General features: G+C 73.7%; 20 protein-coding genes. 14 read left to right on the plus strand and 6 right to left on the minus strand.

The features are described 5' to 3' along the window. Positions 1–24: 24 nt before the first annotated feature. A complete protein-coding gene (locus tag ABT299_RS33070) occupies positions 25–819 on the minus strand; it encodes a VOC family protein (protein WP_500253139.1) in 795 nt (264 codons plus the stop codon). Between the two features lie 268 nt (positions 820–1,087). On the opposite strand from ABT299_RS33070, the gene ABT299_RS33075 reads away from it, so the two are divergent. The 3 genes from ABT299_RS33075 to ABT299_RS33085 all read left to right on the plus strand — a co-directional run bounded on the left by ABT299_RS33075 (position 1,088) and on the right by ABT299_RS33085 (position 4,022). Then, positions 1,088–2,686 carry an ATP-binding cassette domain-containing protein gene (locus ABT299_RS33075; RefSeq protein WP_190856394.1) on the plus strand — a complete coding sequence of 533 codons (1,599 nt, stop codon included), beginning with the start codon at positions 1,088–1,090 and terminating at the stop codon, positions 2,684–2,686. Between the two features lie 116 nt (positions 2,687–2,802). Beyond that, positions 2,803–3,015 (plus strand): helix-turn-helix domain-containing protein, encoded by a 213-nt coding sequence (locus ABT299_RS33080; RefSeq protein ID WP_500253140.1) that lies wholly within the window; start codon positions 2,803–2,805, stop codon positions 3,013–3,015. 197 nt (positions 3,016–3,212) lie between these two features. Beyond that, on the plus strand, positions 3,213–4,022 hold the full coding sequence (locus tag ABT299_RS33085) for an enoyl-CoA hydratase/isomerase family protein (protein WP_387017985.1): 810 nt from the start codon (positions 3,213–3,215) through the stop codon (positions 4,020–4,022). Between the two features lie 106 nt (positions 4,023–4,128). On the opposite strand, the gene ABT299_RS33090 is transcribed toward ABT299_RS33085, so the two are convergent. After that, positions 4,129–6,051 (minus strand): Xaa-Pro dipeptidyl-peptidase, encoded by a 1,923-nt coding sequence (locus tag ABT299_RS33090; protein WP_500253141.1) that lies wholly within the window; start codon positions 6,049–6,051, stop codon positions 4,129–4,131. 254 nt (positions 6,052–6,305) lie between these two features. Here ABT299_RS33090 and ABT299_RS33095 point away from each other — a divergent pair, with 254 nt between their 5' ends. After that, positions 6,306–8,294, plus strand: coding sequence for an ABC transporter ATP-binding protein (locus ABT299_RS33095; RefSeq protein WP_500253168.1), 1,989 nt, complete (start codon positions 6,306–6,308; stop codon positions 8,292–8,294). Between the two features lie 43 nt (positions 8,295–8,337). Here ABT299_RS33095 and ABT299_RS33100 read toward each other — a convergent pair whose 3' ends face one another. Further along, positions 8,338–9,321: a sulfotransferase family protein gene (locus ABT299_RS33100; protein ID WP_500253142.1), complete on the minus strand. Its 984-nt coding sequence runs from the start codon at positions 9,319–9,321 to the stop codon at positions 8,338–8,340. A gap of 106 nt (positions 9,322–9,427) precedes the next feature. Here ABT299_RS33100 and ABT299_RS33105 point away from each other — a divergent pair, with 106 nt between their 5' ends. From ABT299_RS33105 to ABT299_RS33120, 4 genes are all read left to right on the plus strand, one after another. Then, entirely contained in the window at positions 9,428–10,195 is a 768-nt protein-coding gene (locus ABT299_RS33105) for an SIR2 family NAD-dependent protein deacylase (RefSeq protein WP_190856398.1), read from the plus strand. Positions 10,196–10,286: 91 nt separating this feature from the next. Further along, entirely contained in the window at positions 10,287–11,375 is a 1,089-nt protein-coding gene (locus ABT299_RS33110; protein ID WP_500253143.1) for a S66 peptidase family protein, read from the plus strand. Further along, positions 11,372–12,262 (plus strand): hypothetical protein, encoded by an 891-nt coding sequence (locus tag ABT299_RS33115; protein WP_190856400.1) that lies wholly within the window; start codon positions 11,372–11,374, stop codon positions 12,260–12,262. Before ABT299_RS33110 ends, ABT299_RS33115 begins: the two co-directional genes overlap by 4 nt. A 2-nt stretch (positions 12,263–12,264) precedes the next feature. Continuing rightward, a complete protein-coding gene (locus tag ABT299_RS33120; protein ID WP_500253144.1) occupies positions 12,265–13,419 on the plus strand; it encodes a glycerate kinase in 1,155 nt (384 codons plus the stop codon). A 31-nt stretch (positions 13,420–13,450) separates the two neighbouring features. Here the strand turns inward: ABT299_RS33120 and yczE are convergent, their stop codons facing one another. Continuing rightward, on the minus strand, positions 13,451–14,077 hold the full coding sequence (yczE, locus tag ABT299_RS33125) for a membrane protein YczE (RefSeq protein WP_500253145.1): 627 nt from the start codon (positions 14,075–14,077) through the stop codon (positions 13,451–13,453). Between the two features lie 100 nt (positions 14,078–14,177). On the opposite strand from yczE, the gene yczR reads away from it, so the two are divergent. Continuing rightward, entirely contained in the window at positions 14,178–15,629 is a 1,452-nt protein-coding gene (gene yczR / locus ABT299_RS33130) for a MocR-like transcription factor YczR (protein ID WP_190856451.1), read from the plus strand. 24 nt (positions 15,630–15,653) lie between these two features. On the opposite strand, the gene ABT299_RS33135 is transcribed toward yczR, so the two are convergent. Further along, positions 15,654–16,088 carry a CBS domain-containing protein gene (locus tag ABT299_RS33135; RefSeq protein ID WP_190856402.1) on the minus strand — a complete coding sequence of 145 codons (435 nt, stop codon included), beginning with the start codon at positions 16,086–16,088 and terminating at the stop codon, positions 15,654–15,656. 283 nt (positions 16,089–16,371) lie between these two features. On the opposite strand from ABT299_RS33135, the gene ABT299_RS33140 reads away from it, so the two are divergent. The 5 genes from ABT299_RS33140 to ABT299_RS33160 are packed head-to-tail and all read left to right on the plus strand — an operon-like array spanning position 16,372 to position 21,915. After that, positions 16,372–17,673, plus strand: coding sequence for an FAD-dependent oxidoreductase (locus ABT299_RS33140; protein WP_190856403.1), 1,302 nt, complete (start codon positions 16,372–16,374; stop codon positions 17,671–17,673). 14 nt (positions 17,674–17,687) lie between these two features. Further along, positions 17,688–18,965 (plus strand): ABC transporter substrate-binding protein, encoded by a 1,278-nt coding sequence (locus tag ABT299_RS33145; RefSeq protein WP_500253146.1) that lies wholly within the window; start codon positions 17,688–17,690, stop codon positions 18,963–18,965. Beyond that, positions 18,962–19,897 (plus strand): carbohydrate ABC transporter permease, encoded by a 936-nt coding sequence (locus ABT299_RS33150; RefSeq protein ID WP_190856405.1) that lies wholly within the window; start codon positions 18,962–18,964, stop codon positions 19,895–19,897. Before ABT299_RS33145 ends, ABT299_RS33150 begins: the two co-directional genes overlap by 4 nt. Further along, on the plus strand, positions 19,897–20,727 hold the full coding sequence (locus tag ABT299_RS33155) for a carbohydrate ABC transporter permease (RefSeq protein WP_190856406.1): 831 nt from the start codon (positions 19,897–19,899) through the stop codon (positions 20,725–20,727). Before ABT299_RS33150 ends, ABT299_RS33155 begins: the two co-directional genes overlap by 1 nt. A 9-nt stretch (positions 20,728–20,736) precedes the next feature. After that, complete coding sequence (locus ABT299_RS33160; RefSeq protein ID WP_190856407.1) at positions 20,737–21,915, plus strand: ABC transporter ATP-binding protein; 1,179 nt, start codon at positions 20,737–20,739, stop codon at positions 21,913–21,915. A gap of 42 nt (positions 21,916–21,957) precedes the next feature. Here ABT299_RS33160 and ABT299_RS33165 read toward each other — a convergent pair whose 3' ends face one another. Further along, a complete protein-coding gene (locus tag ABT299_RS33165) occupies positions 21,958–23,571 on the minus strand; it encodes a phytoene desaturase family protein (protein WP_500253147.1) in 1,614 nt (537 codons plus the stop codon). Between the last annotated feature and the right edge of the window lie 42 nt (positions 23,572–23,613).

The raw sequence follows: 23,613 nt of genomic DNA on the forward strand, positions 1-23,613 counted from the left end.
GGCGCCCCGGGCCCCCGCGGGCGGTCATCCCTGCTCGGGCGCGGGCTTCATCACGTGGAACGGCACCCCGAACGGGTCCCGTACGGCCGCGGACCGGCCGTACGGGCTGTCGGCGGGCCCCGAGTCGACCGTGCCGCCGCCCGCGGTGACCTTCCGGACCGCCTCGTCCGCGTCGTCGACCGCGAAGTAGGTCATCCACGTCGGCACGGCGGTCCGGCCATTACCGAGCACCATGTCCGCGCCGCCGAGCATCCCGCCGACGTAGCGCCCGTCGGAGGCGCGCCGCAGGACGGTGTAGTCCATGTCGCCCGGCATCGGCTCGAGCTCGTAGCCGAACACCGCCTGGTAGAAGTCGCCCGCCGCCTTGGCGTCGGGTGTGACCAGCTCGTTCCAGACGAACGAGCCCGGCTCGTTCACGATCGCCGAGCCGTGGTGCTCCCGCCCCTGCCACAGCCCGAACTGCCCGCCCTGCGGGTCCCTGACGATCGCCATGCGGCCGATCGACATCACGTCCATGGGCGGCACGACCACCGCGCCCCCCGCGTCCGCGGCCCGCTTGGCGAGGCCGTCGCAGTCGTCCGCGGCGAAGTAGACGGTCCACCAGTACTCGTCCGGCGCGTCGTCCGGGTTCTGCATCATCCCCGCGACCGGCGCTCCGCGCAGCTTGCACTGGTTGTAGTGGCCCGCCTCCGGCCCCGCGTCCTCGAACTGCCAGCCGAGGAGCGTCCCGTAGAACGTCCTGGCCCGCTCGATGTCGGGCACGCCGATGTCCAGCCAGTTGGGCGTCCCGTCCGGCAGGTTGCCCGTGACCTGGGTCATCCGACTCACACTCCTTCGTGCCGGGGCGTCCGGCCCCGGGCGTCCGCCGTCGCCCGCCGTACTCCCATCCTGGCCCGCGGCGCGGCGTTCACACATCCGCCCGGCCCGATCGGCATGGCCGGGAGCGGCCCGCGTGTCACGTACACTGTGGTGATGGTTTCGCTCCCGAGTTGACAGGCCGCCCAGCGCGCCCCGGTCGGATGGACCGCGCGGCGCGCTGTTTCGTGCGCCTGTCCATCGAGCCGTCCGTCAGGGGAGCCCTGTCACAGTGATCATCGCGAAAGACATCGAGCTGCGCGCCGGGTCCCGGCTGCTGATCGAGTCCGCCTCGTTCCGGGTCAACCCCGGCGACCGGGTCGGCCTGGTCGGCCGCAACGGCGCGGGCAAGACCACCCTCACCAAGGTGCTGGCCGGGGAGTCGATCCCCGCGCAGGGCGGCGTCACGTCGTCGGGCACCATCGGCTACCTCCCGCAGGACCCGCGCGGCGTCGACCTCGACGAGCTGGCCCGCGACCGCATCCTGTCGGCCCGCGGGCTGGACGAGGTCGTCCGCAAGCTGCGCGCCGCCGAGGAGGCGATGGCCACCGCGACCGGCGAGGAGCGCGACAAGGCCGTCCGCCGGTACGGGCGGCTCGAGGAGCGGCTGCACGTGCTCGGCGGCTACTCCGCCGAGGCCGAGGCCGCCTCGATCGCCTCCAGCCTCGGGCTCCCCGACCGGGTGCTGGGGCAGCCGCTCGGCACCCTGTCGGGCGGGCAGCGGCGCCGCGTCGAGCTGGCCCGCATCCTGTTCTCCGGCGCCGACACGCTGCTGCTGGACGAGCCGACCAACCACCTGGACGCCGACTCGATCGTCTGGCTGCGCGACTTCCTGAAGTCGCACCAGGGCGGCCTGGTCGTGATCAGCCACGACGTCGACCTGCTCGGCGTGGTGGTGAACCGGGTCTTCCACCTGGACGCCAACCGCAGCGTGATCGACATCTACAACGTCGGCTGGAAGAAGTACCTCGACCAGCGGGAGACCGACGAGCGGCGGCGCAGGCGCGAGACGGCCAACGCGCAGCGGCAGGCGTCGGCGCTGCTGTCGCAGGCCGACAAGATGCGCGCGAAGGCGACCAAGGCCAAGGCGGCGCAGCAGATGGACCGGCGGGCCCGGCAGCTGCTCGCCGGCGTCGAGGGGGAGCGGCAGGCCGACAAGGTGGCCAAAATTCGCTTCCCGGACCCGGCACCTTGTGGCAAAACCCCCCTTACCGCCGAGGGTTTGTCGAAATCGTACGGATCTTTGGAGATTTTCACCGACGTGGACCTGGCCATCGACCGGGGCAGCCGCGTCGTCGTGCTGGGCCTGAACGGGGCGGGGAAGACCACCCTTCTGCGCATGCTGGCGGGGGTCGACAAGCCCGACACCGGGACCGTCGTGGCCGGGCACGGGCTGCGGATCGGCTACTACGCCCAGGAGCACGAGACGCTCGACGTGGAGCGCTCGGTGCTGGAGAACATGCAGTCGGCCGCGCCCGGCCTCGCACCCGTCGAGGTCCGCAAGATCCTGGGCTCGTTCCTGTTCTCCGGCGACGACGTCGACAAGCCCGCGGGCGTGCTGTCCGGCGGCGAGAAGACCCGGCTGGCACTGGCGATGCTGGTGGTGTCCAGCGCCAACGTCCTGCTGCTGGACGAGCCCACCAACAACCTCGATCCGGCCAGCCGCGAGGAGATCCTCGGGGCGCTGCGCACCTTCGCCGGGGCCATCGTCCTGGTGACCCACGATGAGGGTGCGGTGGACGCGCTGCGGCCGGAAAGAGTGATTTTGCTGCCCGATGGTGTCGAAGACATCTGGAGTGACGAGTTTGCCGATCTGGTGGCACTTGCGTGACCTGCAGGGTGCCTTCCGCAGATCTTTTCTGGCCGAGTGGGTAGCCGAACGCGCGGGAATGACTGATCATGGCGGGGGATAACGCAGCGGTCACCACATCACTACGGGAGGTACTCGTGGCCGACACCCTCAAGAAGGGCACCCGCGTGACCGGTGCCGAGCGCGACAAGCTGGCGGCGGACCTCAAGAAGAGGTACGACTCCGGCGAGAGCATCCGCGCCCTGGCAGCCGCCACCGGCCGCTCGTACGGCTTCATCCACCGGATCCTGACGGAGTCGGGAGTCAACCTGCGCGGTCGCGGCGGCGCGACCCGGGGCAAGAAGTCCTGACCGGACGAACGTTCCGAACGGACGCGGGTCCACCACGGCCCGAGGTCCGGGACGGACGACTTCCCCCGGATGAGCGCACCGCCTGATCCGTCGCCGCGGCCCACCGAGTAGGGTTCGGTCGCGGCGGCGGGCAGGACGGGTCCCGCCTCGTGGACGGCGGGGCGGGCCCGCCGTGCTCGTCGGAAGGGGAAGTGTCGATGGCGGACGCGAACGCCGGGGTGGAGACGGCCACCGCGGCCGGGCCGGCGGAGGAGGCACTGGCCGAGGCCGGGCTGCGGCTGGAGGTCGACGGGGCGGTCGCGACCGTCACGCTGAACCGGCCGGAGCGGCGCAACGCCATGACGTTCGCCACCTGGCGCGGCCTGGCGGCGATCGGGCGGTCGCTGCCGGAGGGCGTGCGGGTGGTCGTGCTGCGCGGCGCCGGTCCCTCGTTCTCGGCGGGCATCGACCTGTCGATGTTCTCCGGCGAGGGCGGCGAGGGCTTCGCCGACGGCTCCGACGCCGCGGCGACCGACCGCTTCATCGCCGAGCTGCAGGAGGGGTACACCTGGCTGCGGCGCCCCGAGATCGTCACCGTCGCGGCGGTGCACGGGCACGCCATCGGCGGCGGGTTCCAGCTCGCCCTGGCCTGCGACATCCGCGTCGCCGCCGACGACGTCAAGTTCTGCATGAAGGAGCCCGCGCTCGGGCTCGTCCCCGACCTCACAGGCACCAAGCCGCTGGTGGAGATCGTCGGGATCGGGCGCGCCCTGGAGCTGTGCCTGACGGCCCGGACCGTGCACGCCGAGGAGGCGGCCCGGCTCGGCCTCGCCGAGATCGTCGTGCCGCGCGACGGCCTGGACGCCGCCGTCGCCGAGCTCGTCGCGTCCCTCCTCGCCGTGAACCCCGGTGCCGCCGTGGCCACCAAGCGGCTGCTGTGGGAGGCGCCGCAGAACAGCCTGGAGCAGCAGTGCGCCGCCGAGCGCCGCGAGCAGATCGGCCGCCTCCGCGAGCTCTTCGGCAAGTGACCCTCCCGCCTTCTGCGCACGCGCCCCGCTCCCGCCATCGTTGACGTGCGGCGAGCCGCCGTCATGGGTGCGTCCATGACGGCGGCTCGCCGCGAGGCAACGCAGGTCAGCCGAGGGCCTCGCGGCCGCCGCGGGCGAGCGGGAGGTCGATGCCGCTGACGCCCGTCCTCGCCGTGACGACGGTTCCGGCGGGGTAGCGCAGCGTGTAGTCGTGGTCGGTGGACAGCAGGATCACGCCGAGCCGGTGACCGGCCTTGACGGTGTAGTCGGTCGGCTGGAGGTCCCACCGGAACGCGTAGGCGCGTCCCGGCGCGATCGGGTCGGTGCGGCTGAAGCTCTTCCGGTTCCGCGCGTCCAGCCAGCCCCGCGTGATGATCTTGTACGGGGCGGTCTGCATGGCGAGGGCCTGCCGGGTGGTGCAGCCCTCGTCGCCCGGGACGCTCTGCCCGTAGCAGACCCTCTGCCCGGTGTCGACGCGGGCGCCGGTCGGCCGGCTGTCGGTGCCGTAGTCGACCAGCAGCGCCGTCAGGTAGGGCGAGCGGCCGTCCAGGGACGCGCGCAGCGACATCGACGGGGTGCCGTCGATCCGGACGGGGCGGTCCAGCGTCCCGGTGAGGTAGGCGAGCCGGTTCGGATCGGCCTGGCCCTCGTTCGCGAGCAGGTCCTCGGCGGTGCGGGTCCTGCCCGCGTCGGTGAACGACTGCGTGGCGCCCGCTCCGGCCCTCAGATCGAGCGTGCCGGGCTGGCCGGCCGGGCCCGCGTCCAGGTGGACGGGGACGGTGCGGGTCCCCGGAACGGGCCAGTCCTTGGCGGTCTCCCAGGTCCCGTCCGCGTGCTCGATGTCGACGCGCGGCTCCCTGTCGATCCCGTTGCGGATCCCGTACAGGTAGCGGTCGAACCAGTGGAGCGTCTGCCGCAGCCACTCCTCCACGCGCCAGCGGAACGGCGTGGAGTGGTTGCCCTGGTGCAGCCACAGCTTGCGCGGCACACCCGCCTTCTTCAGCGCGTCCCACCACTGGACGGAGTTCTTGAGCTTCACGTTCCAGTCGTTGAGCCCGTGCACCACCATGACGGCCGCGTGCACGTTCCGCGCCTGGCCGACGTAGTCGCGCTCGGCCCAGACCTTGCCGTAGTCGCCGGTCTCGCGGTCCTGGGTCGCCTCGATCTGATCGATGACCCTCTGGCAGACCTCGGGGTCCTTGCGGGTCAGCACGGCCTTCGCCAGCACGTCCAGGTCCTCGCCCTGGTAGCCGCCCGGCGCGACGACGCCGCCGCCCGCGCGGTAGTAGTCGTACCAGCTGCTGATCCCGGCGATCGGGACGATGGCCTTCAGGCCCTCGACGCCGGACGCCGCGGCCATGTTCGGCAGCGTCCCGTCGTAGGACTGGCCGATCATGCCGACGTTCCCGGTGGACCAGGTGGCCGTGACGGGCGTGCCGTCCGGCGCCCAGCCGCGGGCGCGGCCGTTCAGCCAGTCGACGGCGGCCTTGGCGCCCGCCTGCTCGCTGCGGTCCCCGGACGTCGGGCAGCCGGTGGAGCCGCCCGTCCCGATGCTGTCGAGGTCGGCGACGGCGTACCCGCGCGGCAGGAAGTAGTTGTCGTAGTAGCCGGGGAACATCTCCGCGAGGTTCCGCTGGGTGGTCGTCAGCGCGCGGGCCCGCGCGTCGCCGATGTCCACCGGGTGGTTCGGGACGTCGTTGATGCCGGCCCAGTACGGGCTCGGCTCCATGATCGTCGGGACCTTGAGGCCGGCGGTGTCGGTCTCCTTCGGCCGCATGATCCGCAGCTGGACGCGGTCGCGCACGCCGTCGTGGTCGCTGTCGGCGGTGGTCTCGATGTTCACGGTCTGCGTGACGGCGTCGGCGCGCGAGAACACCGGCTGGGTCTCGCCGTCGGCGACGGTCAGCCGGTGCGGCGGCGCGGCGGGCGCGGATCTCGCGGACGCGGACGCGGCGGGCAGTGCGGCGGCGAGCAGCGCGGCGGCGGCGGCCAGTGCGGCGGCGGCCGCGCCCGCTCGTGACGGGCGCATGCGCGTGCGCTGTGGTGAGCGCTGGGACACAGGGGCTCCTGGGGGGTGAGAGCCTGAAGTTGTTGATCACATTAACCACCGGTTCGGGCGGGAAGTCCAGAGCCGTTACGCCGTGAGCGGAGCGGGGAAGCGCGGCGGCCGGGCGCGCGTTGTCCCGGCGGATACTGAGATGCTTACTTGATTACGTTCCAGCGCGCCCTCGCTCCCGCCGGGCGCGCGGCGACCCCTCGGAGGCAGTAGTGGGCATGCCGGGAATGCCGGGCAACGGCTGGCAGGTGATGGCCTCGTTCCGGCGGGACGAGTCGGTCACGCAGCAGCGGCTCAAGCCCGGCACGATCAAGCGGATCGCGGGCTACGCCCGCCCCTACAGCCGCGACCTGGTCCTGTTCCTCGGCCTGAACGCGCTCGCCGCGCTGGTCGTCGTCGCCAACCCGCTGCTGCTGAAGTCGATCATCGACCGCGGCATCCTGCACCACCGGCAGGACCTGGTGATCTGGCTCGCCGTCGCGGTGGCCGGGCTCGCCCTGATGGACGCGGTGCTCGGGCTCGCGCAGCGCTGGTACTCCGCGCGCATCGGCGAGGGCCTGATCTACGACCTGCGCAGCGAGGTGTTCGGGCACGTCCAGCGCCAGCCCGTCGCGTTCTTCATGCGGGCGCAGACCGGGTCCCTCGTCAGCCGGCTCAACAACGACGTCATCGGGGCGCAGCGGGCGCTCACCACCACGCTGTCGTCGGTGGTCTCCAACGTGATCAGCCTGATCCTGGTGCTGGTCACGATGATGATCCTGTCCTGGCAGGTGACGGTGATCGCCCTGCTGCTGCTCCCGGTGTTCATCCTGCCGGCCAAGTGGGTCGGCAAGCGGCTGTCGCGGATCAGTCGCGAGCAGATGGTGCTGGACGCCGAGATGAGCTCGCTCATGACCGAGCGGTTCAACGTCGCCGGCGCCATGCTCGCCAAGCTCTACGGCCGTCCCGCCGAGGAGGAGGAGAACTTCTCCGGGCGCGCCGCGCGGGTCCGCGACATCGGGGTCGTCTCCGCCATGTACGGGCGGGTGTTCTTCACCGGCCTGACCCTCGTCGCCGCGCTCGCCACCGCGATGGTCTACGGCGTCGGCGGCTACCTGGTCGTCGACGGCAGCTTCCAGCTCGGCACGCTCGTCGCCCTCGCCACCCTGCTCACCCGGATGTACGGCCCGCTCACCGCGCTGTCCAACGTCCACGTGGACGTCATGACGGCGCTCGTCAGCTTCGACCGGGTCTTCGAGGTGCTCGACCTCAAGCCGCTGATCCGCGACCGCGAGGGGGCCCGGACGCTGGCGGAGGCGCGCGAGGCCGGGGCGGCGGAGCCGGCCAGGTCCAACGGCAACGGCGCCGCCCGGCGAGGCGCCCCGGCGATCCGGTTCGAGCACGTCAGGTTCGCCTACCCGTCCGCCGACGAGGTGTCGCTGGCGTCGCTGGAGTCGATCGCCCGCGCCGACCACGCCCCCGGCAAGGAGGTGCTGCACGACGTCGACTTCACCGCCGAGCCCGGGCAGCTCGTCGCGCTGGTCGGCCCGTCCGGCGCCGGCAAGTCGACCATCACGCATCTGGTGTCGCGGCTGTACGACGTGTCGGACGGCGCGGTGCGGATCGGCGGCGTGGACGTCCGCGACATCACTCTCGACTCGCTGCGCGCCGAGGTCGGCGTGGTCAGCCAGGACGCGCACCTGTTCCACGACACGATCCGCGAGAACATGCGCTATGCCCGCCCGGACGCCACCGACGAGCAGATCCTCGCCGCGCTGGACGCCGCGCAGATCGGCGGGCTCGTCGCGGGCATGCCGGAGGGCCTCGACACCGTCGTCGGGGACCGCGGCTACCGGCTGTCGGGCGGCGAGAAGCAGCGGCTGGCCATCGCGCGGCTGCTGCTGAAGGCGCCCTCGGTGGTGGTGCTGGACGAGGCGACCGCGCACCTGGACTCCGAGTCGGAGGCCGCCGTCCAGGAGGCGCTGCGGACGGCCCTGGCCGGACGGACCTCGCTGGTGATCGCGCACCGGCTGTCCACGATCCGGGAGGCCGACCAGATCCTGGTGATCGAGGAGGGCCGCGTCGCCGAGCGCGGCCGCCACGAGGAGCTGCTGCTGGAGGGCGGGCTGTACGCCGAGCTGTACCGGACCCAGTTCTCCCACCAGAAGGACGAGGAGCGGGCGACCGAGCCGCTGGGCGCCGAGCCGCTGGGCGCCGAGCCGCTGGGCGCCGAGTAGCGGGACGCCGGGTAGCGGGACGCGGGGTAGCGGGACGCCGGGCTCAGGCGTCCGTGCTGAGCTGGTAGCCGAGGCGCTGCAGCTCGGTGCCCGCGACCTTCTCGACCTGCGCGAGCTGTCGGGGCGTCAGGCGGTCCCGCCAGGCGCCGACGGCGTGCTCGGCGCCGGCCTCGTCCGGCCCGCCGCGCCCCCCGGCCCGGACGAGGCCGGACAGGGTCGTCTTCGACAGGTCCGCGTCCAGGTACCGCGACATCTCGGCGGCGACCCGGCGCGGCCGGGCGACCAGGTCCTCGTAGCGGACGGTGAACAGCTGCTCCTCGGGCACCTGCAGCCGCAGCTTCGCGCTGAGGCGCACCGAACCGCGCCAGCGCAGCGCGCACTTCACCGCCGTCGCCGCGCGCGGCCAGCGGTTGCGGTCGGTGTGGTCCTCGACCCCGAGGAACGGGTTCGGGAAGACCGTGTCGAGGTTGGCCAGCCCCGGCTTGAACCACGCCAGGCACCGGTCGTCGGCGAGCATGTCGGCGACCGCGTCCCGGCCGTCCCGGATCACCTGGACGAGTTGGGCGTCGGGGAACGCGTCCAGCAGCACGTCGGCGCTGTAGATCAGGTCGGGGGAGGCGTCGGCGTACCGGGCGATGCCACGCGGCTGCACGCACGGCCCCTCCACGTCGCCGTCGTGCACCGGCCGGTCGCGCAGCACCGCCGGGCGCGGCGGCAGCCCGGCCAGCTCCCGGCAGTCGTCCGGGCACTCCGCGCAGGCCCGCGCGGAGATCTGCCAGGCCTCGGCGTAGGCGTCACGGATCACCCGGGCCGCCCCCGTGCCGCGCTCGGTGGCGATGGCGGGCCGGCGGGCGAAGGCGTAGATCACGCGGAGCACGCCGGGACGCCCGGTGGTGAGGTGGAACCCGGCGGACCGCTTGACGGCGCGCGCGAGGAGATCGGCACCCGAGTGCGGCGCGCCCAGGATGAAGACCGGGCGGTGGACCTTGGTGCCGTTGATCACCAGGATGTGCGGCGTCGACCTCATACCCGGACAAGTTTGTCACCTTTTGAGAGCCGGGCGGGCCGTGACGCACCGTAGCGGGCATCCGAAACCGGGACGCGCGGGATCGTTCGGCCCCTAACCTTGAGGAATGGACGCACCCCTCACGCTCGCCGGGCTGCTGCCGCAGGCGGCGTCGATCACCGTCCTCACCGGCGCCGGGATCTCCACCGACAGCGGCATCCCCGACTTCCGCGGCCCCCAGGGCGTCTGGACCAAGGACCCCTCCGCCGAGGCCATGTCCACGATCGGCGCCTACATCGCCGACCCCGAGGTGCGCCGGCGCTCCTGGCGCGCCCGCCGCGACCATCCGGCCTGGCACGCCGAGCCGAACGCCGCGCACGCCGCCCTCGTCGAGCTGGAGCGGGCCGGCCGCCTGCGCGCGCTGATCACCCAGAACATCGACGGGCTGCACCAGCGGGCCGGGTCCGGCCCGGAGACCGTGATCGAGATCCACGGCACCATGCGCGACGCGGTGTGCCTGTCCTGCGGCCTGCGCACCCCGATGCCGGAGGTCCTCGCCCGGGTCGACGCGGGCGAGGACGACCCGCCCTGCACCGCCTGCGGCGGCATCCAGAAATCCGCGACGATCTCCTTCGGGCAGGCGCTGGAGCAGGACGTCCTCGACGCGGCGATCACCGCGGCGCGCTCCTGCGACCTGTTCCTCGCCGTCGGCACCTCGCTCACCGTGCAGCCCGCCGCCGGGCTGTGCCTGGAGGCCGCCGACCACGGCGCCCGGCTGGTGATCATGAACGCCGAGCCGACCCCCTACGATGGGCTGGCGGACGCGGTGCTGCGCACGCCGATCGGCGAGGCGCTGCCGCGGCTGGCCCGCATCGCCCTCGGCGGCGGGCGTTGATCCGTTGGCGGGTCGTGACCGGGCGCCCCTTCCGCTGGCGGCCGGATCCTGACAAGCTCTATCCGTTGCGGTGCGAGGAGGGATCGGGTTGATGAGCGGGGGCGCCCGCGCGGAGGGGGTCGAGGGGCCGTCCGACGCGCCCGCCGCAGGCTTGCCCGGCGAACGGCCGGCACGGGGGAGGACCCGCAGGTACGGACGTCTGCGCCCGGGGGACCGGGTCGCGGTCGTCGCGCCCAGCGGTCCCGCCGAGCCGGCGCGGCTCGAGGCGGGCTGCGCGGTGCTGCGCGACCTCGGCCTTGACGTCGTGGTCGGCAAGCACGCCCTCGACCGTGTCAACCTCGGCGCCCCGGGGCCCGTCCGGGACGACTGGCACCGGCTCGCCGGCGCCGACGCCGACCGCGCCGCCGACCTCCAGGCCGCCTGGTGCGACCCGCGCGTCCGCGCGGTGATCTGCGCGCGCGGCGGCTACGGCGCCACCCGCGTCCTCGACCACCTCGACTGGGACGCCCTCGCGGCCGCCGCGGAGGCAGCCGCCGCCCCGAAGATCCTGCACGGCTCCAGCGACATCACCGCGCTGCACGCGGCGTTCGGCGCGCGCCTCGGCGTCACCACGTCGTTCGGCCCGATGCCCGCCGGCCTGATCGCCGATTTCGGCGGCCCGGACCCGCACGGCGACCTGGCCGCCACCCTGGACGGCCTGCGCGCCGCGCTGTTCGGCGGCCCCGTCGCGCTGCCCGGCACGCACGCCCTGCGCCCCGGACGCGCCGAGGGCCCGCTCACCGGCGGCACCCTCACCCTGATCACCGCACTGCTCGGCACCCCGTACGCCCCGCCGCCCGCGAAGGGCCGCATCGTTTTCCTGGAGGACGTCACGGAGGCGCCGTACCGGATCGACCGGATGCTCGTCCAGCTGCTCCAGGCCGGCTGGTTCGACGGCGCGGCGGGCGTCGCGCTCGGCTCGTGGGAACGCTCCGGCGACCCCGCCGAGCTGGACGCCGTGTTCGCCGCGCGGCTCGGGCCGCTCGGCGTCCCCGTCCTCGCCGGCCTGCCCGCCGGGCACGGCGCCCGGCAGTTCACGCTCGAGCTCGGCGCGCCCGCGGTGCTCGACGCGTCCGGCGATCTGAACCCCGGGCCGGACGGCGGCGTACTGACCCTGGAAGCGCCGGGAGGTGTGCGATGAGCGGCCGGCACGCCCGTCCCGACCCGTGGGACGACGGAACACTGGACTCGCTGCTGGTACTGGTGGCCGAGAGCCTCGGTTACGCCTGCCATCGGGCGCCCGGCGAGGTGATGCTGCTGGAGGGCGCCAACCGGCTGCACGTCAGCATGCGCGACCTGCGGCAGCTCGCCCGGATGGTGCCGCGCGACGACTGGCCGGCGCTGGTGTCCGACCACGTCACCACGATCGTCACCGCGATCGAGGAGCCCCTCGACCTCAGCGACTTCGACCTCGCCCAGCACCTGCTGCGCACCCGGATCTACCCGGCCGAGGCCGACAACGGCGTGCTCGCGGCCCGGCCGTTCGCGCCCGGGCTGATCGAGGCGGTCGTGGTCGACACCCCCACCACCGTCCGGACGGTCACCACCGACGAGATGAACGGCTGGCCGGTCTCCGGCGACGCGCTGTTCATGCTCGGCCGCGCCAACGTGCGCGCCGACGGACCGCTCCAGCTCGACGAGCAGGACCTCGGCGGCGTCCGGGTGTCGGTGCTGCACGGCTGGACGTTCTACGCCGTCACCCACCTGGCGTGGCTGGAGGAGTACCTGCCGATCGGCCCGCACGGCGCGCTGGTCATCGCGCCGAACCGGAGCCTGATCGTCGCGCACGCGCTGCGGATGTCGGAGGTCCACCCGCGGGCCCGCTACCGCGCCGCCGTGGCGGCCGCGAACGAGTTGCAGGCGCAGGCGCACCGCGCCTACGAGGAGGGGCCGGGCTCGCTCAGCCCGCACCTGTACTGGTGGCGCGCCGGCGAGCTGACCTACCTGGAGACCCGTTACGAGGGCGACTCGCTCGTCCTGCCGCGCGACTTCACGTCCGTGCTGGCCACGACGACCGCGGAGTACTGAACGTGAAGATCGTCATCGCTCCCGACTCGTTCAAGGGGAGCCTGTCCGCGGCGGAGGTCTGCGCGGCGGTGGAGGCCGGGGCGCTGCGCGCCGTGCCAGGCGCCGAGGTGGTCCGCGTGCCGATGGCCGACGGCGGCGAGGGCACCCTCGACTGCTTCGTGGCCGCACGCGGCGGCGACCTGGTCGAGGTCGCCGCGACCGACCCGGTGGGCCGGCCGGTGAAGGCGGCCTACGCGCTGTCGGGCGACGGCCGGTCGGCCGTCGTCGAGCTGGCCGCCGCGTCCGGGCTCCCGCTGGTGGAGGACATCCCGGCCGACCCGATGGGCGCCGGCACGGCCGGCACCGGCGAGCTGATCGCCGACGCCGTCCGGCGCGGCGCGCGGGACGTGCTGGTCTGCATCGGCGGCAGCGCCAGCACCGACGGCGGCACCGGGCTGCTGCGCGCGCTCGGCGTCCGCTTCCTGGACGCGGCCGGCGCGGAGCTGCCGCCCGGCGGCGCCGCGCTGGCGCGCCTCGCCGCGATCGACGACTCCGGCGTCCCGGACGCGGTGCGCGACGTCCGGTTCCGGGTCGCCTGCGACGTCACCAACCCGCTCGTCGGCCCGGAGGGCGCCGCCGCGGTGTTCGGGCCGCAGAAGGGCGCCGACCCCGCGCAGGTCCGCGAGCTGGACGCGGCGCTCGCCCGGTTCGCCGACGTGGTCGCCGGGCGGTTCGGCGTCCGCGTCCACGACCTGCCCGGCGCCGGCGCGGCCGGCGGCACCTGCGGCGGCCTGGTCGGCGTGCTCGGCGCCGAGCCGTCCCCCGGCGCGCGACTCGTCGCCGAGGCCGTCGGCCTGGACGGCGCGCTGGACGGCGCCGACCTCGTGATCACGGGCGAGGGGCGGGTGGACGGCCAGAGCGCCGGCGGGAAGGTGGTCTCCGCCGTCGCCGCTCTGGCCAGGGGCCGCGCGATCCCCGCCGTCGCGCTCGCCGGCGGCGTCACCGGCCCGCTCGACGAGCTGCACGCCCTCGGCCTCACCGCCGCCTTCAGCATCGCCGACGGGCCCCGCACGCTGGACGCCCTCAAGGCCGAGGCCGCGCCGCTGCTGAGCGCTCTCGCGGAGCAGGCCGTGCGTGTCTATGTGGGGCGACCTCCCACACCCCCCGCTGCGGGGTGAGGGCCAGCCCCACACCCCCGGCGTGTGCCGGTCAGGCGGCGATCGGTTGCGGGTCCTCGGTGGGTACCGGGGTGTCCGGGGTCTTGATCTGCAAGGCCGGCAGGAAGACGTGCGAGAGCGGCCCGATCGCCACGGCGTACAGGACGGTGCCGACGCCGACGGTGCCGCCGAGCAGCCAGCCGACGGCGAGGACGCTCAGCTCGATCCCGGTGCGCACGACCCGGATCGAGTGCCCCCGCGCGGCCAGGCCGGTCATCAGGCCGTCGCGCGGGCCCGGTCCGAGGCCCGCGCCGATGTAGCAGCCGGTCGCGAACCCGCCGGCCACCACGCCGAGGAGCAGGAACGCCCAACGGGCGGCGAGCGCGTCCGGGCTCGGCAGCAGCCACAGGAACAGGTCGGCGAACGCGCCGATGAGCAGGACGTTGCTGATCGTGCCGAGGCCGGGCCGCTGCCGCAGCGGGATCCACGCGAGCATCACCACCGCCCCCGCGATGATGATCCACGTGCCGATCGACAGCCCGAACCGGCGGGACAGGCCCTGGTGGAAGACGTCCCACGGGTCGTTCCCGAGCCGGGAGGACACCTGCAGCGCGATCCCGAAGCCGTACAAGGCCAATCCCGCGTAGAGCTGCACGAGGCGCCGAGTCCTCAAGGCCATTTCTTACTCCAGATGGGTGTCAGGTCCGATTCCTGCCCTATTCTTCCGGAGAGTGGCCTGGTAATAGCAGGGCCAATATGTGAAAGTGGTCTGTGTGAGCATGCGTTACGTCAGCGGCACCCAACTGGCCCGGCTGCTGGGCGACGTCCCGCGCGAGCGTCCCGTCTACGCCGCGCTCGCCCGCGCCGTCCGGACCCTCGTCCTCGACGGCCGGCTCGCGCTGCGGACCCGGCTGCCCGCCGAGCGGGACCTCGCCGCCGCGCTCGGCGTCAGCCGCACCACCGTGACCGCCGCCTACGACCGGCTGCGCGAGGAGGGCTACATCGAGAGCCGGCAGGGCGCCGGGAGCTGGACGGCGCTGCCGCCGGTCCGCATGTCGTCCGCCGAGCCGGCGCCCGGCGGGCGGTACGGGATGGCGCACCCGGTGCCCGACGACCCGGCGTTCGTCGACCTCGGCTGCGCGACGCCCGGCGCCCCGGAGATCTTCAACGAGGCGGTCGCCGCCGCCGTGGAGGAGCTGCCCCGCTACAGCGGCGGCCCCGGTTACGAGCCCGCCGGGCTGGCCGGGCTGCGCGAGGTGATCGCCGCGGGCTACGAGGCGCGCGGCGTGCCGACCCGCCCGGACCAGATCGTCGTCACGACCGGCGCGCAGCACGCGTTCACGCTGCTGACGCAGACGCTCGTGGAGCCCGGCGACCCGGTGATGGTGGAGCGCCCGACCTACCCGCACGCGCTGGGCGCGCTGCGGCGGCGCGGCGCCCGGCTCGTCCCGGTCGGGGTGAACGAGGGCTGGGACATGGAGCTGGTCGCGGGCAGCATGCGGCAGGCCGCCGTCCGGATGGCCTACACGATCGCCGACTTCCACAACCCGACCGGCCGGCTGATGTCCGCCGACGACCGGGCCGCGCTGGTCGACGCGGCGCGCCGCGCGGACGCGTTCGTCGTCGCCGACGAGACCTTCGCCGACCTCGCGCACGACCCGGACGCGCCGCGCATGCCGCCGGTCGCCGCCTACGACACCGGTGGGCGCGTCGCCACCATCGGGTCGGCGTCCAAGCTGATGTGGGGCGGGCTGCGCATCGGCTGGATCCGCACCACCGGGCCGCTCGCCCGGCGGCTGGTGCTCGCCCGCGAGCCGTTCGACATGGCGAGCCCGGTGCTCGACCAGCTGATCGTCCGCGAGCTGCTGCTGCGGATCGAGGACGTGCGGGCCGAGCGCGCGGCGACGCTGCTGCGCAACCGGGACGCGCTCGCCGCGGCGCTGCGGGAGCTGCTGCCCGGCTGGGAGTTCCGCCTGCCCGACGGCGGCATGTCCCTGTGGGTGCGGCTGGGCGCGCCCGTCGCCACCGTCCTCGCCGAGACCGCCGAGCGGCTCGGCGTGCGGGTCGTCGCGGGCCCGGTGTTCGGGGTGGACGGCGTCCTGGAGGACTACGTCCGCCTGCCCTACGTGCTGCCGCCCGACACCCTGCGCGACGCGGTGGAGCGGCTCGCGCACGCCTACCGCGAGGTTCAGGCGGCCCCGGCGCCCCGCCCCCTGCCCGCCTACGTCTGACGGGCGCCTAGGGCGGGGGGACGGTCACGGCGCCCGCTGGATGTAGTCGACGAGGTGCTCGCGCTCGCTCTCCAGCTCGTCGATGGCGCTCTTGACGACGTCGCCGATGCTGACGATGCCGGCGAGGCGCCCGCCGTCGACGACGGGGACGTGCCGGAACCGGTTCTCGGTCATGGTGCGGCGCAGGTCGTCGACGTCGTCGGCGGGACCGCAGGTGCGCACCTCGGTGGTCATGATCTCGGACACGGGGTGGTCGAGCAGCGCCGCGCCGCGGTCGTGCATGCGCCGCACGACGTCGCGTTCGGTGACGATGCCGGCGATGGCCGCGCCGTCCGGCGAGACCACCGCCGCCCCGATGTTGTGCTCGGCGAGGACGGCGAGCAGCCGGCGCACGGTGGCGTCCGGCGTCACCGTCGCCACCGTGTCTCCCTTCCTCCGCAGGATCTCGCGAATCCGCATGGCTCACGCTCCGGTGCCGGTATCGGACCCGTGGCGGGCGTCCGCCGGGGGGCTGTTCCTGACAAGGTCGCATGGTTCGGCGTCCGGGAAAACCCCGGCACGGTACATCATTTCCGGACCGGTGGCGGACGGGCACCGGCCCGGCGACGCGCCGGGGGATGCCCGGCGCGTCCTGACAGGTCGTGTTCACCCGACCCCGGTCCGTGGACGCCGATCACAGGTCACGTAATGTGGTCTCTTGATCACTCAGTGAAGGCCGTCCTAGGTGACCAGGGAGCCCGCCGTGCCCGTACCGCGAATTGTGATCATGGGCGCCGGCTTCGCCGGCTACAACACAGCCCGCGCGCTGGAGCGCCTGCTCCGGCCAGCCAAGGCCGAGATCGTGATGGTGGCGCCGTTCGGCTACACGCTGTACCAGCCGCTGCTGCCGCAGGTCGCGGGCGGCGTGCTGGACCCGCGCGCCATCGCCGGGCCGCTGCACCGGCTGCTGCGCCGCACCCAGCTGCTGCCGGGCAAGGTGCGCGGCGCCGACCTGCACGAGCGGACCATCGACGTCGAGAAGATCGACGGGACGAAGGTGACGGTGCGCTACGACCGGCTCGTCCTCGCGGCGGGCAGCGTGACCCGCACCTTCGACATCCCGGGCCTGCGGGAGCACGCGCACGGCCTGAAGAACCTCGCCGAGGCGGTCTACCTGCGCGACCACGTGATCGCCCAGCTGGAGCTGGCGAACGCCAGCATGGACCCGGCGGAGCGGGCCGCGCGGCTGGGGTTCCTGGTCGTCGGCGGCGGCTACTCGGGGGTGGAGACCTGCGCGAACCTGCAGCTGCTCACCACCAAGGCGCTGCGCCGGTTCCCGCGCCTGGATCCGGCGCTGCTGACCTGGACGCTGATCGACATCGCCCCGAAGCTGCTGCCGGAGCTCGGCGAGCGGCTCGGCCGGGAGGCGATGCGGCTGCTCAGCCGCCGCGGCGTCGACATCAGGCTCGGCACCACCCTCGAACGGCTGGAACCGCACTGCGCGCACCTGACCGACGGGACGACGCTGCCGTGCCGCACCGCGATCTGGACGGCCGGCGTCACTCCCAGCCCGGTGATCTCCACGCTGAACCTGCCCGCCGACCGCGGCCGGGTCCGGGTCGGCGCGGACCTGCGGCTCGCCGAGTTCCCCGACGTGTACGCGGTCGGGGACGCGGCCGCCGTGCCCGACCTGACACGCGGCGGCGACGCGGTGTGCCCGCCGACGGCGCAGCACGCCACCCGGCAGGCCCGCGTCGCCGCGCACAACATCGCGGCGTCGCTGCTCGGCCACGAGCCCCGCCAGTACCGGCACAAGGACCTCGGCCTCGTGGTCGACCTCGGCGGCGTCCAAGCGGTCGCGCGGCCGTTCGGGGTGGAGCTGACCGGGATCGTCGCGCAGGCCGTGACCCGCGGCTACCACCTGGTGACGGTCCCGTCGGTGTCGGCGCGGGCGCGGGTCCTCGGCCAGTGGCTGATCCACGCCGCGGCCGGCGACGACCTGATCCGGCTCGGGCTGCTCGACCCGCGGACCAGCAGCCTCGTCGACGTCGAACACAGCTTGTGACCAGGGCGCTGCCGATGGGGCGTGCACTGTCCCCGGCGGGCGCGCCCGCCGGGCGCCGCGCGATCGCGGCGATGATGGCCGTACTGGCGGCCGGGACGGCGGCCGGCTGCGCGTCGGGCGCCTCGGGCACCCGTGTCGTGAACCTGTACAACGCGCCGCAGGAGAGCATCGGCGCGATCGCCTCCCGGTGCAACCGGGAGGCGCACGGCCGGTACCGGATCGTCGTCAACACGCTGCCGCGCGGCGCCGACGACCAGCGCGAGCAGCTGGTCCGGCGGCTGGCCGCGCGCGACTCCGGGCTGGACGTCCTCGGCCTCGACGTGACCTGGACCGCAGAGCTGGCGGAGGCCGGCTGGATCCGCGAGTGGACGGGCCGGTACGGCGCGGAGGCCCGCAAGGGCACCCTGCCCGGACCGCTCGCCACCGCGACCTGGGAGGGCCGGCTGTACGCGGCGCCGTACAACACCAACGTCCAGCTGCTGTGGTACCGCTCGGACCTGATCCCCCACCCGCCGTCCACCTGGGCGGGGCTGATCAAGGAGTCGGAGCGGCTCGCGGCCGCGGGCAAGCCGCACTACGGCGAGGTCACCGGCGCGCAGTTCGAGGGGCTCGTCGTCTGGTTCAACAGCCTCGTCGCGTCCGCCGGCGGGCGGATCCTCAGCCCCGACGGCCGCCGGGTCGAGATCGGCCCGTCGGCGGAGACGGCGCTGCGGACGATCCGGGCGTTCGCCCGGTCCAAGGCCGCGGCCGACCCGTCGATCTCCAACACCAAGGAGGACGACGCGCGGCTGGCGGTGGAGTCGGGCCGCGGCGCCTACGAGATCAACTGGCCGTTCGTGTACGCGTCGATGGCCAGCCTCCAGCCCAAGCTGGCGAAGAAGTTCAAGTGGGCGCCCTATCCCGGCATCACCGGGCCGGGGCGCGCGCCGCTCGGCGGGGCGAACTTCGCCGTCAGCCGCTACAGCGCGCAGCCGGACGCCGCGTTCCGGGCCGCGCTGTGCCTGCGGGACCCGGAGAGCCAGCGCGCCGCGGCGATCAGCGACGGGCTGCCGCCGGCCGTCGAGTCGGTGTACTGGGCGCCCGGGATGGCGAAGGCGTACCCGATGCGGCAGGCGATCCTCGACTCGCTCCGGAACGCCGCCGCCCGCCCCATGACCCCCACCTACCAGAACGTGTCGACGGTGACGGCGGTACGGCTCTCGCCGCCGTCGGCCATCGACCCGCCCCGCACGCTGCGCTCGCTGCGGGGCCTCATCGAGGACGCGTTGCAGAGCAAGGGGGTGCTTCCATGAACGAGGAGTTGAGCAGCACGGAGGCCATCCCGGTGGCGGGCCGGGCGGTGGCGGTGCCGAGCGCGAACCGCAGGTCGGAGCGGCGGCTCGGCTGGCTGCTGTGCGCGCCCGCCGCCGTGGTGATGCTCGCGGTCACCGGCTGGCCGATCGTGTACTCGGTGCTGCTGTCGCTGCAGCGCTTCGACCTGCGCTTCCCCGCCCGGAAGGCGTGGATCGGGGTGGACAACTACACGACGGTGCTGGGCAGTTCGTTCTGGTGGAACGCGTTCGCCGTCACCGTGCTCGTCACGGTCGTCAGCGTCGCGGTGGAGCTGGTCCTCGGCATGGTGATCGCGCTGGTGATGTACCGGACGATCGTCGGCCGCGGGCTGGTGCGGGCCCTCGTTCTGATCCCGTACGGGATCGTGACCGTCGCCGCCGCCTACGGCTGGAAGTACGCGTGGACGCCCGGCACCGGGTTCCTCACGCGGCTGCTGCCCGCGGGGTCGGCGCCGCTCACCGACCACTTCCCGGCCATCGGGGTCATCATCCTCGCGGAGATCTGGAAGACGACCCCGTTCATGGCGCTGCTGCTGATGGCGGGGCTGGCGCTGGTCCCGGAGGACGCGCTGAAGGCGGCGTCGACCGACGGCGCGACGGCCTGGCAGCGGTTCGTCCAGATCACGCTGCCGCTGATGAAGCCGGCGATCCTGGCCGCCCTGCTGTTCCGCACGCTGGACGCCTTCCGGATCTTCGACGACATCTTCGTGCTCACCAACGGCGCGCAGAACACCAGTTCGGTGTCGCTGATCGCCTACCACAACCTGATCGGCGGGCTGAACCTCGGCATCGGCTCCACCATGTCGGTGCTGATCTTCCTGGCCGTCGCCCTGATCGCGTTCGTGTTCGTCAAGGTGCTCGGCACGAGCGCGCCCGACGCCGGGAGGCGCTGATGGACCGCACCGCGGGCGGTATCACCCGCTGGAGCCTGGTCAACCTGCTGGTCCTGCTGTACGCGCTGGTCCCGGTCGTGTGGATCGCGTCGCTGTCGTTCAAGGACCCGTCGACCTTCTCCAACGGCACGTTCTTCCCGACCAAGTGGACACTGCGCAACTACAGCGGCATCTTCGACAACGCGGACTTCGTCCGCGGGCTCGGCAACTCGATCGGCATCGGGCTGGTGTCGACGCTGGTCGCGATCGTGATCGGCACGATGGCCGCGTACGCGGTGGCCCGGCTGGACTTCCCCGGCAAGCCGCTGGTGCTCGGGCTGTCCCTGCTGATCGCGATGTTCCCGCAGATCTCCCTGGTCACGCCGCTGTTCGAGATCGAGCGGACGCTCGGGCTCTTCGACACCTGGCCGGGCCTGATCCTGCCGTACATCACCTTCGCGCTGCCGCTGACCATCTACACGCTGTCGACGTTCTTCAAGGAGATCCCGTGGGACCTGGAGAAGGCCGCCAAGATGGACGGCGCCACGCCGTTCCAGGCGTTCCGGCGGGTCATCGTCCCGCTGGCCACGCCCGGCGTCGTGACGACCGCGATCCTGGCGTTCATCGTGTGCTGGAACGACTTCCTGTTCTCCATCTCGCTGACGTCCTCCAGCCGGGCGCGGACCGCGCCCGCGACGATCTCGTTCTTCACGGGGTCGTCGCAGTTCGAGGACCCGACCGGGTCGATCGCCGCGGCGGCCATCGTCATCACCGTGCCGATCGTGGTGTTCGTGCTGGTGTTCCAGCGCCGGATCGTGGCCGGGCTGACGTCCGGCGCGGTGAAGGGATGAGGCGGCGCGATGGCTGAGATCGTCCTCTCCGGGGTCACCAAGCGCTACCCCGACGGCACCACCGCCGTGCAGGACCTGGACCTGTCGATCGCCGACCGGGAGTTCATCATCCTGGTCGGCCCGTCCGGCTGCGGGAAGTCCACCACCCTGAACATGATCGCGGGGCTGGAGGACATCAGCGAGGGCGAGCTGCTGATCGACGGCCGCCGGGTCAACGACCGGGCGCCCCGCGAGCGCGACATCGCGATGGTGTTCCAGTCCTACGCGCTGTACCCGCACATGACGGTCCGGGAGAACATCGGCTTCCCGCTGAAGCTCGCCCGGATGAACAAGGCGGAGGCCAACGCCAAGATCGAGGAGGCGGCGCGGATCCTGGCGATCGAGCCGTTCCTGGACCGGCGGCCCGCGCACCTGTCGGGCGGGCAGCGGCAGCGGGTGGCGATGGGCCGCGCCATCGTCCGCAACCCCAAGGCGTTCCTGATGGACGAGCCGCTGTCCAACCTGGACGCCAAGCTGCGGGTGCAGATGCGCACGATGATCTCGCGGCTGCAGAACCAGCTCGGCACCACCACCGTGTACGTCACCCACGACCAGACCGAGGCGATGACGCTCGGCGACAGGATCGTGCTGATGCGGCGCGGGATCGTCCAGCAGGTCGGCACGCCCGAGGAGCTGTACGACCATCCGCACAACCTGTTCGTGGCCGGGTTCATCGGCTCGCCGTCGATGAACTTCCTGCCCGCCGACATCTCCGGCGGCGCGCTGCACTCGGTGCTCGGCGAGATCCCGCTGTCGGACCGGATGCGGCGGGCGCTGGATGCGCACCACTCGCCGGACCGGGTGGTCATGGGCGTGCGGCCGGAGGCGTTCGCGGACGCGAGCCTCGACCGCCGCCGCGAGCAGGACGTCGGCGAGCTCCGCTTCGGCGGGCGGGTCGAGATCCTGGAGTCGCTCGGCGCGGAGAAGTTCGCCTACATCGACCTGGAGCCGGGCACGGTGGTCGACTCCGAGCACCTCGAGGACGCGTTCCAGGGCCACTCCCCGGGGCACCGGCACGCGCAGATCGTCGCGCGCCTGGACCCGAGGTCGGAGGCGCGGGAGGGCCGCATGCTCGACCTGGAGTACGACCCGGCCTCCATCCACCTCTTCGAGCCCGAGACGGGCCTGAACCTGACCGAGCACGTCTGACCGCGCCCCCGGCCCGCGCTTCGTCACCGCGAGGGACGCGGTTCAGGGGGCGAGGAGGGCGGTCAGGGAGCGGAGGGCGGGGGTGAGGAGGCGGCCCGCGGGCGAGGCGTGGGCGAGGGCGGCGCGGGCGGCGTTCGCCCCGCAGGCGCCGTGCACGCCGCCGCCGGGGTGCGCGGACGCCGACGCGAGGTAGAGCCCGGCGACGGGCGTCTCGGCGCGGCCGAGCCCTGGGACGGGGCGGAACACCAGCTGCTGGTGGATCATCGCGGTGCCGCCGTTCAGCGCGCCGCCGGGCAGGTTGGCGTTGTGCTCGGCGAACGCGGGCGGGGCGGTGACCCGGCGGGCGGTGACGCGGTCGCGGAAGCCGGGCGCGAAGCGCTCGACCACGTCCTCGACACGGCGGGCCATGGCGTCCCGCTCGCGCTCGTCCCAGGCGCCGGTGATCCCGTCGGGGCCGGCGTCGCCCTTCACGCGGTGCGGGACGTGCGTGTACGCCCATACCGACTCGGTTCCGGCGGGGGAGCGGGCCGGGTCGGAGGTCGTCATCTGCCCGAGCAGCGCGAACGGCTCGGCCGGGACGCGCCCGGTGGCGATGTGGCCGCTGTAGTCGGTCATGGCGTCCAGGCCGGGGGACAGGTGGACGGTCCCGGCGCGCGCCGCGTCCGGCGAGGCCCACGGGATCGGCCCGGAGAGGGCCCAGTCGACCTTGAAGGTGGCGTGGTCCCAGGTGAAGCGCCGCATGTCCGCGCGCAGCGAGCCGGGCAGGTCGGACCAGCCGACCAGCCCGCCGTAGAGCGCGGGCGCCGAGACGTCCGCGAGCACCGCCCTGGCGGCCCGCACGGCCTCGCCGCCCTCGGTCCGGACGCCGAGCGCGCGCCCGTCCCGGACGATCACGGAGGTCACGGGCGTGCCGCAGCGGACCCGTCCGCCGCGCGCCTCCAGCCGCCGCACCAGCGCGGCGGTCAGCTCGCCCGCGCCGCCCTCCGGCACCGGCCACCCGTGCCGCTGGCCGATCATGGCGAGCAGCCAGCCGAAGACCGAGCCGCCCGTGCTCTCCGGGAACATGTCGGTGTGCAGCGCCGCCCCCGCGAGCAGCAGCGGCCCGCCCGGCCCGGCGAACTCCTGCTCGCCGAGCGTCCGGACGGGCGCCAGCAGCGAGCGCAGGACGCGCAGCCCGCCCGCGCGGCGCGCCGACGCGGCCAGCGGCAGCGCGGCCCGGACGGGCGGGAACGGGGTGAACAGGGCGCGCAGCACCGCGTCCCCCATCTCCTCCCACAGGCCCCACAGCCGCAGCCAGGCGTCGCCGTCGCCCGCGCCGAGCGCGTCGAGGCTCGCGGCGGTCGCGTCCGGGTCGCGTTCGAGCACGGCGGCGCGCCCGTCCGGCAGCGGATGGGCCAGCACCGCCGGGGCGTGCTTCCAGCGCAGCCCGTGCCGTTCCAGCCCGAGCGCCCGTATCGCCGGCGACGCGACGCCGAGCGGGTAGAACGCGCTGCACAGGTCGCTGACGTAGTCGGGGTGGACGCCCCGGTCGCTGCGCACCGCGCCGCCCGGCTCCGGCTGCGCCTCCAGGACCAGCACGTCCCAGCCCGCGTCGGCCAGCATGTTGGCCGCCACGAGCCCGTTGGGTCCCGCGCCGACGACCACGGCGTCCGCCATCCCGCACCGCCTCCCGATGATCACCCTAGGGCGTGTGCGTGC

It is taken from the genome of Spirillospora sp. NPDC000708 (assembly GCF_040299565.1).
Classification (GTDB): Bacteria; Actinomycetota; Actinomycetes; order Streptosporangiales; family Streptosporangiaceae; genus Spirillospora.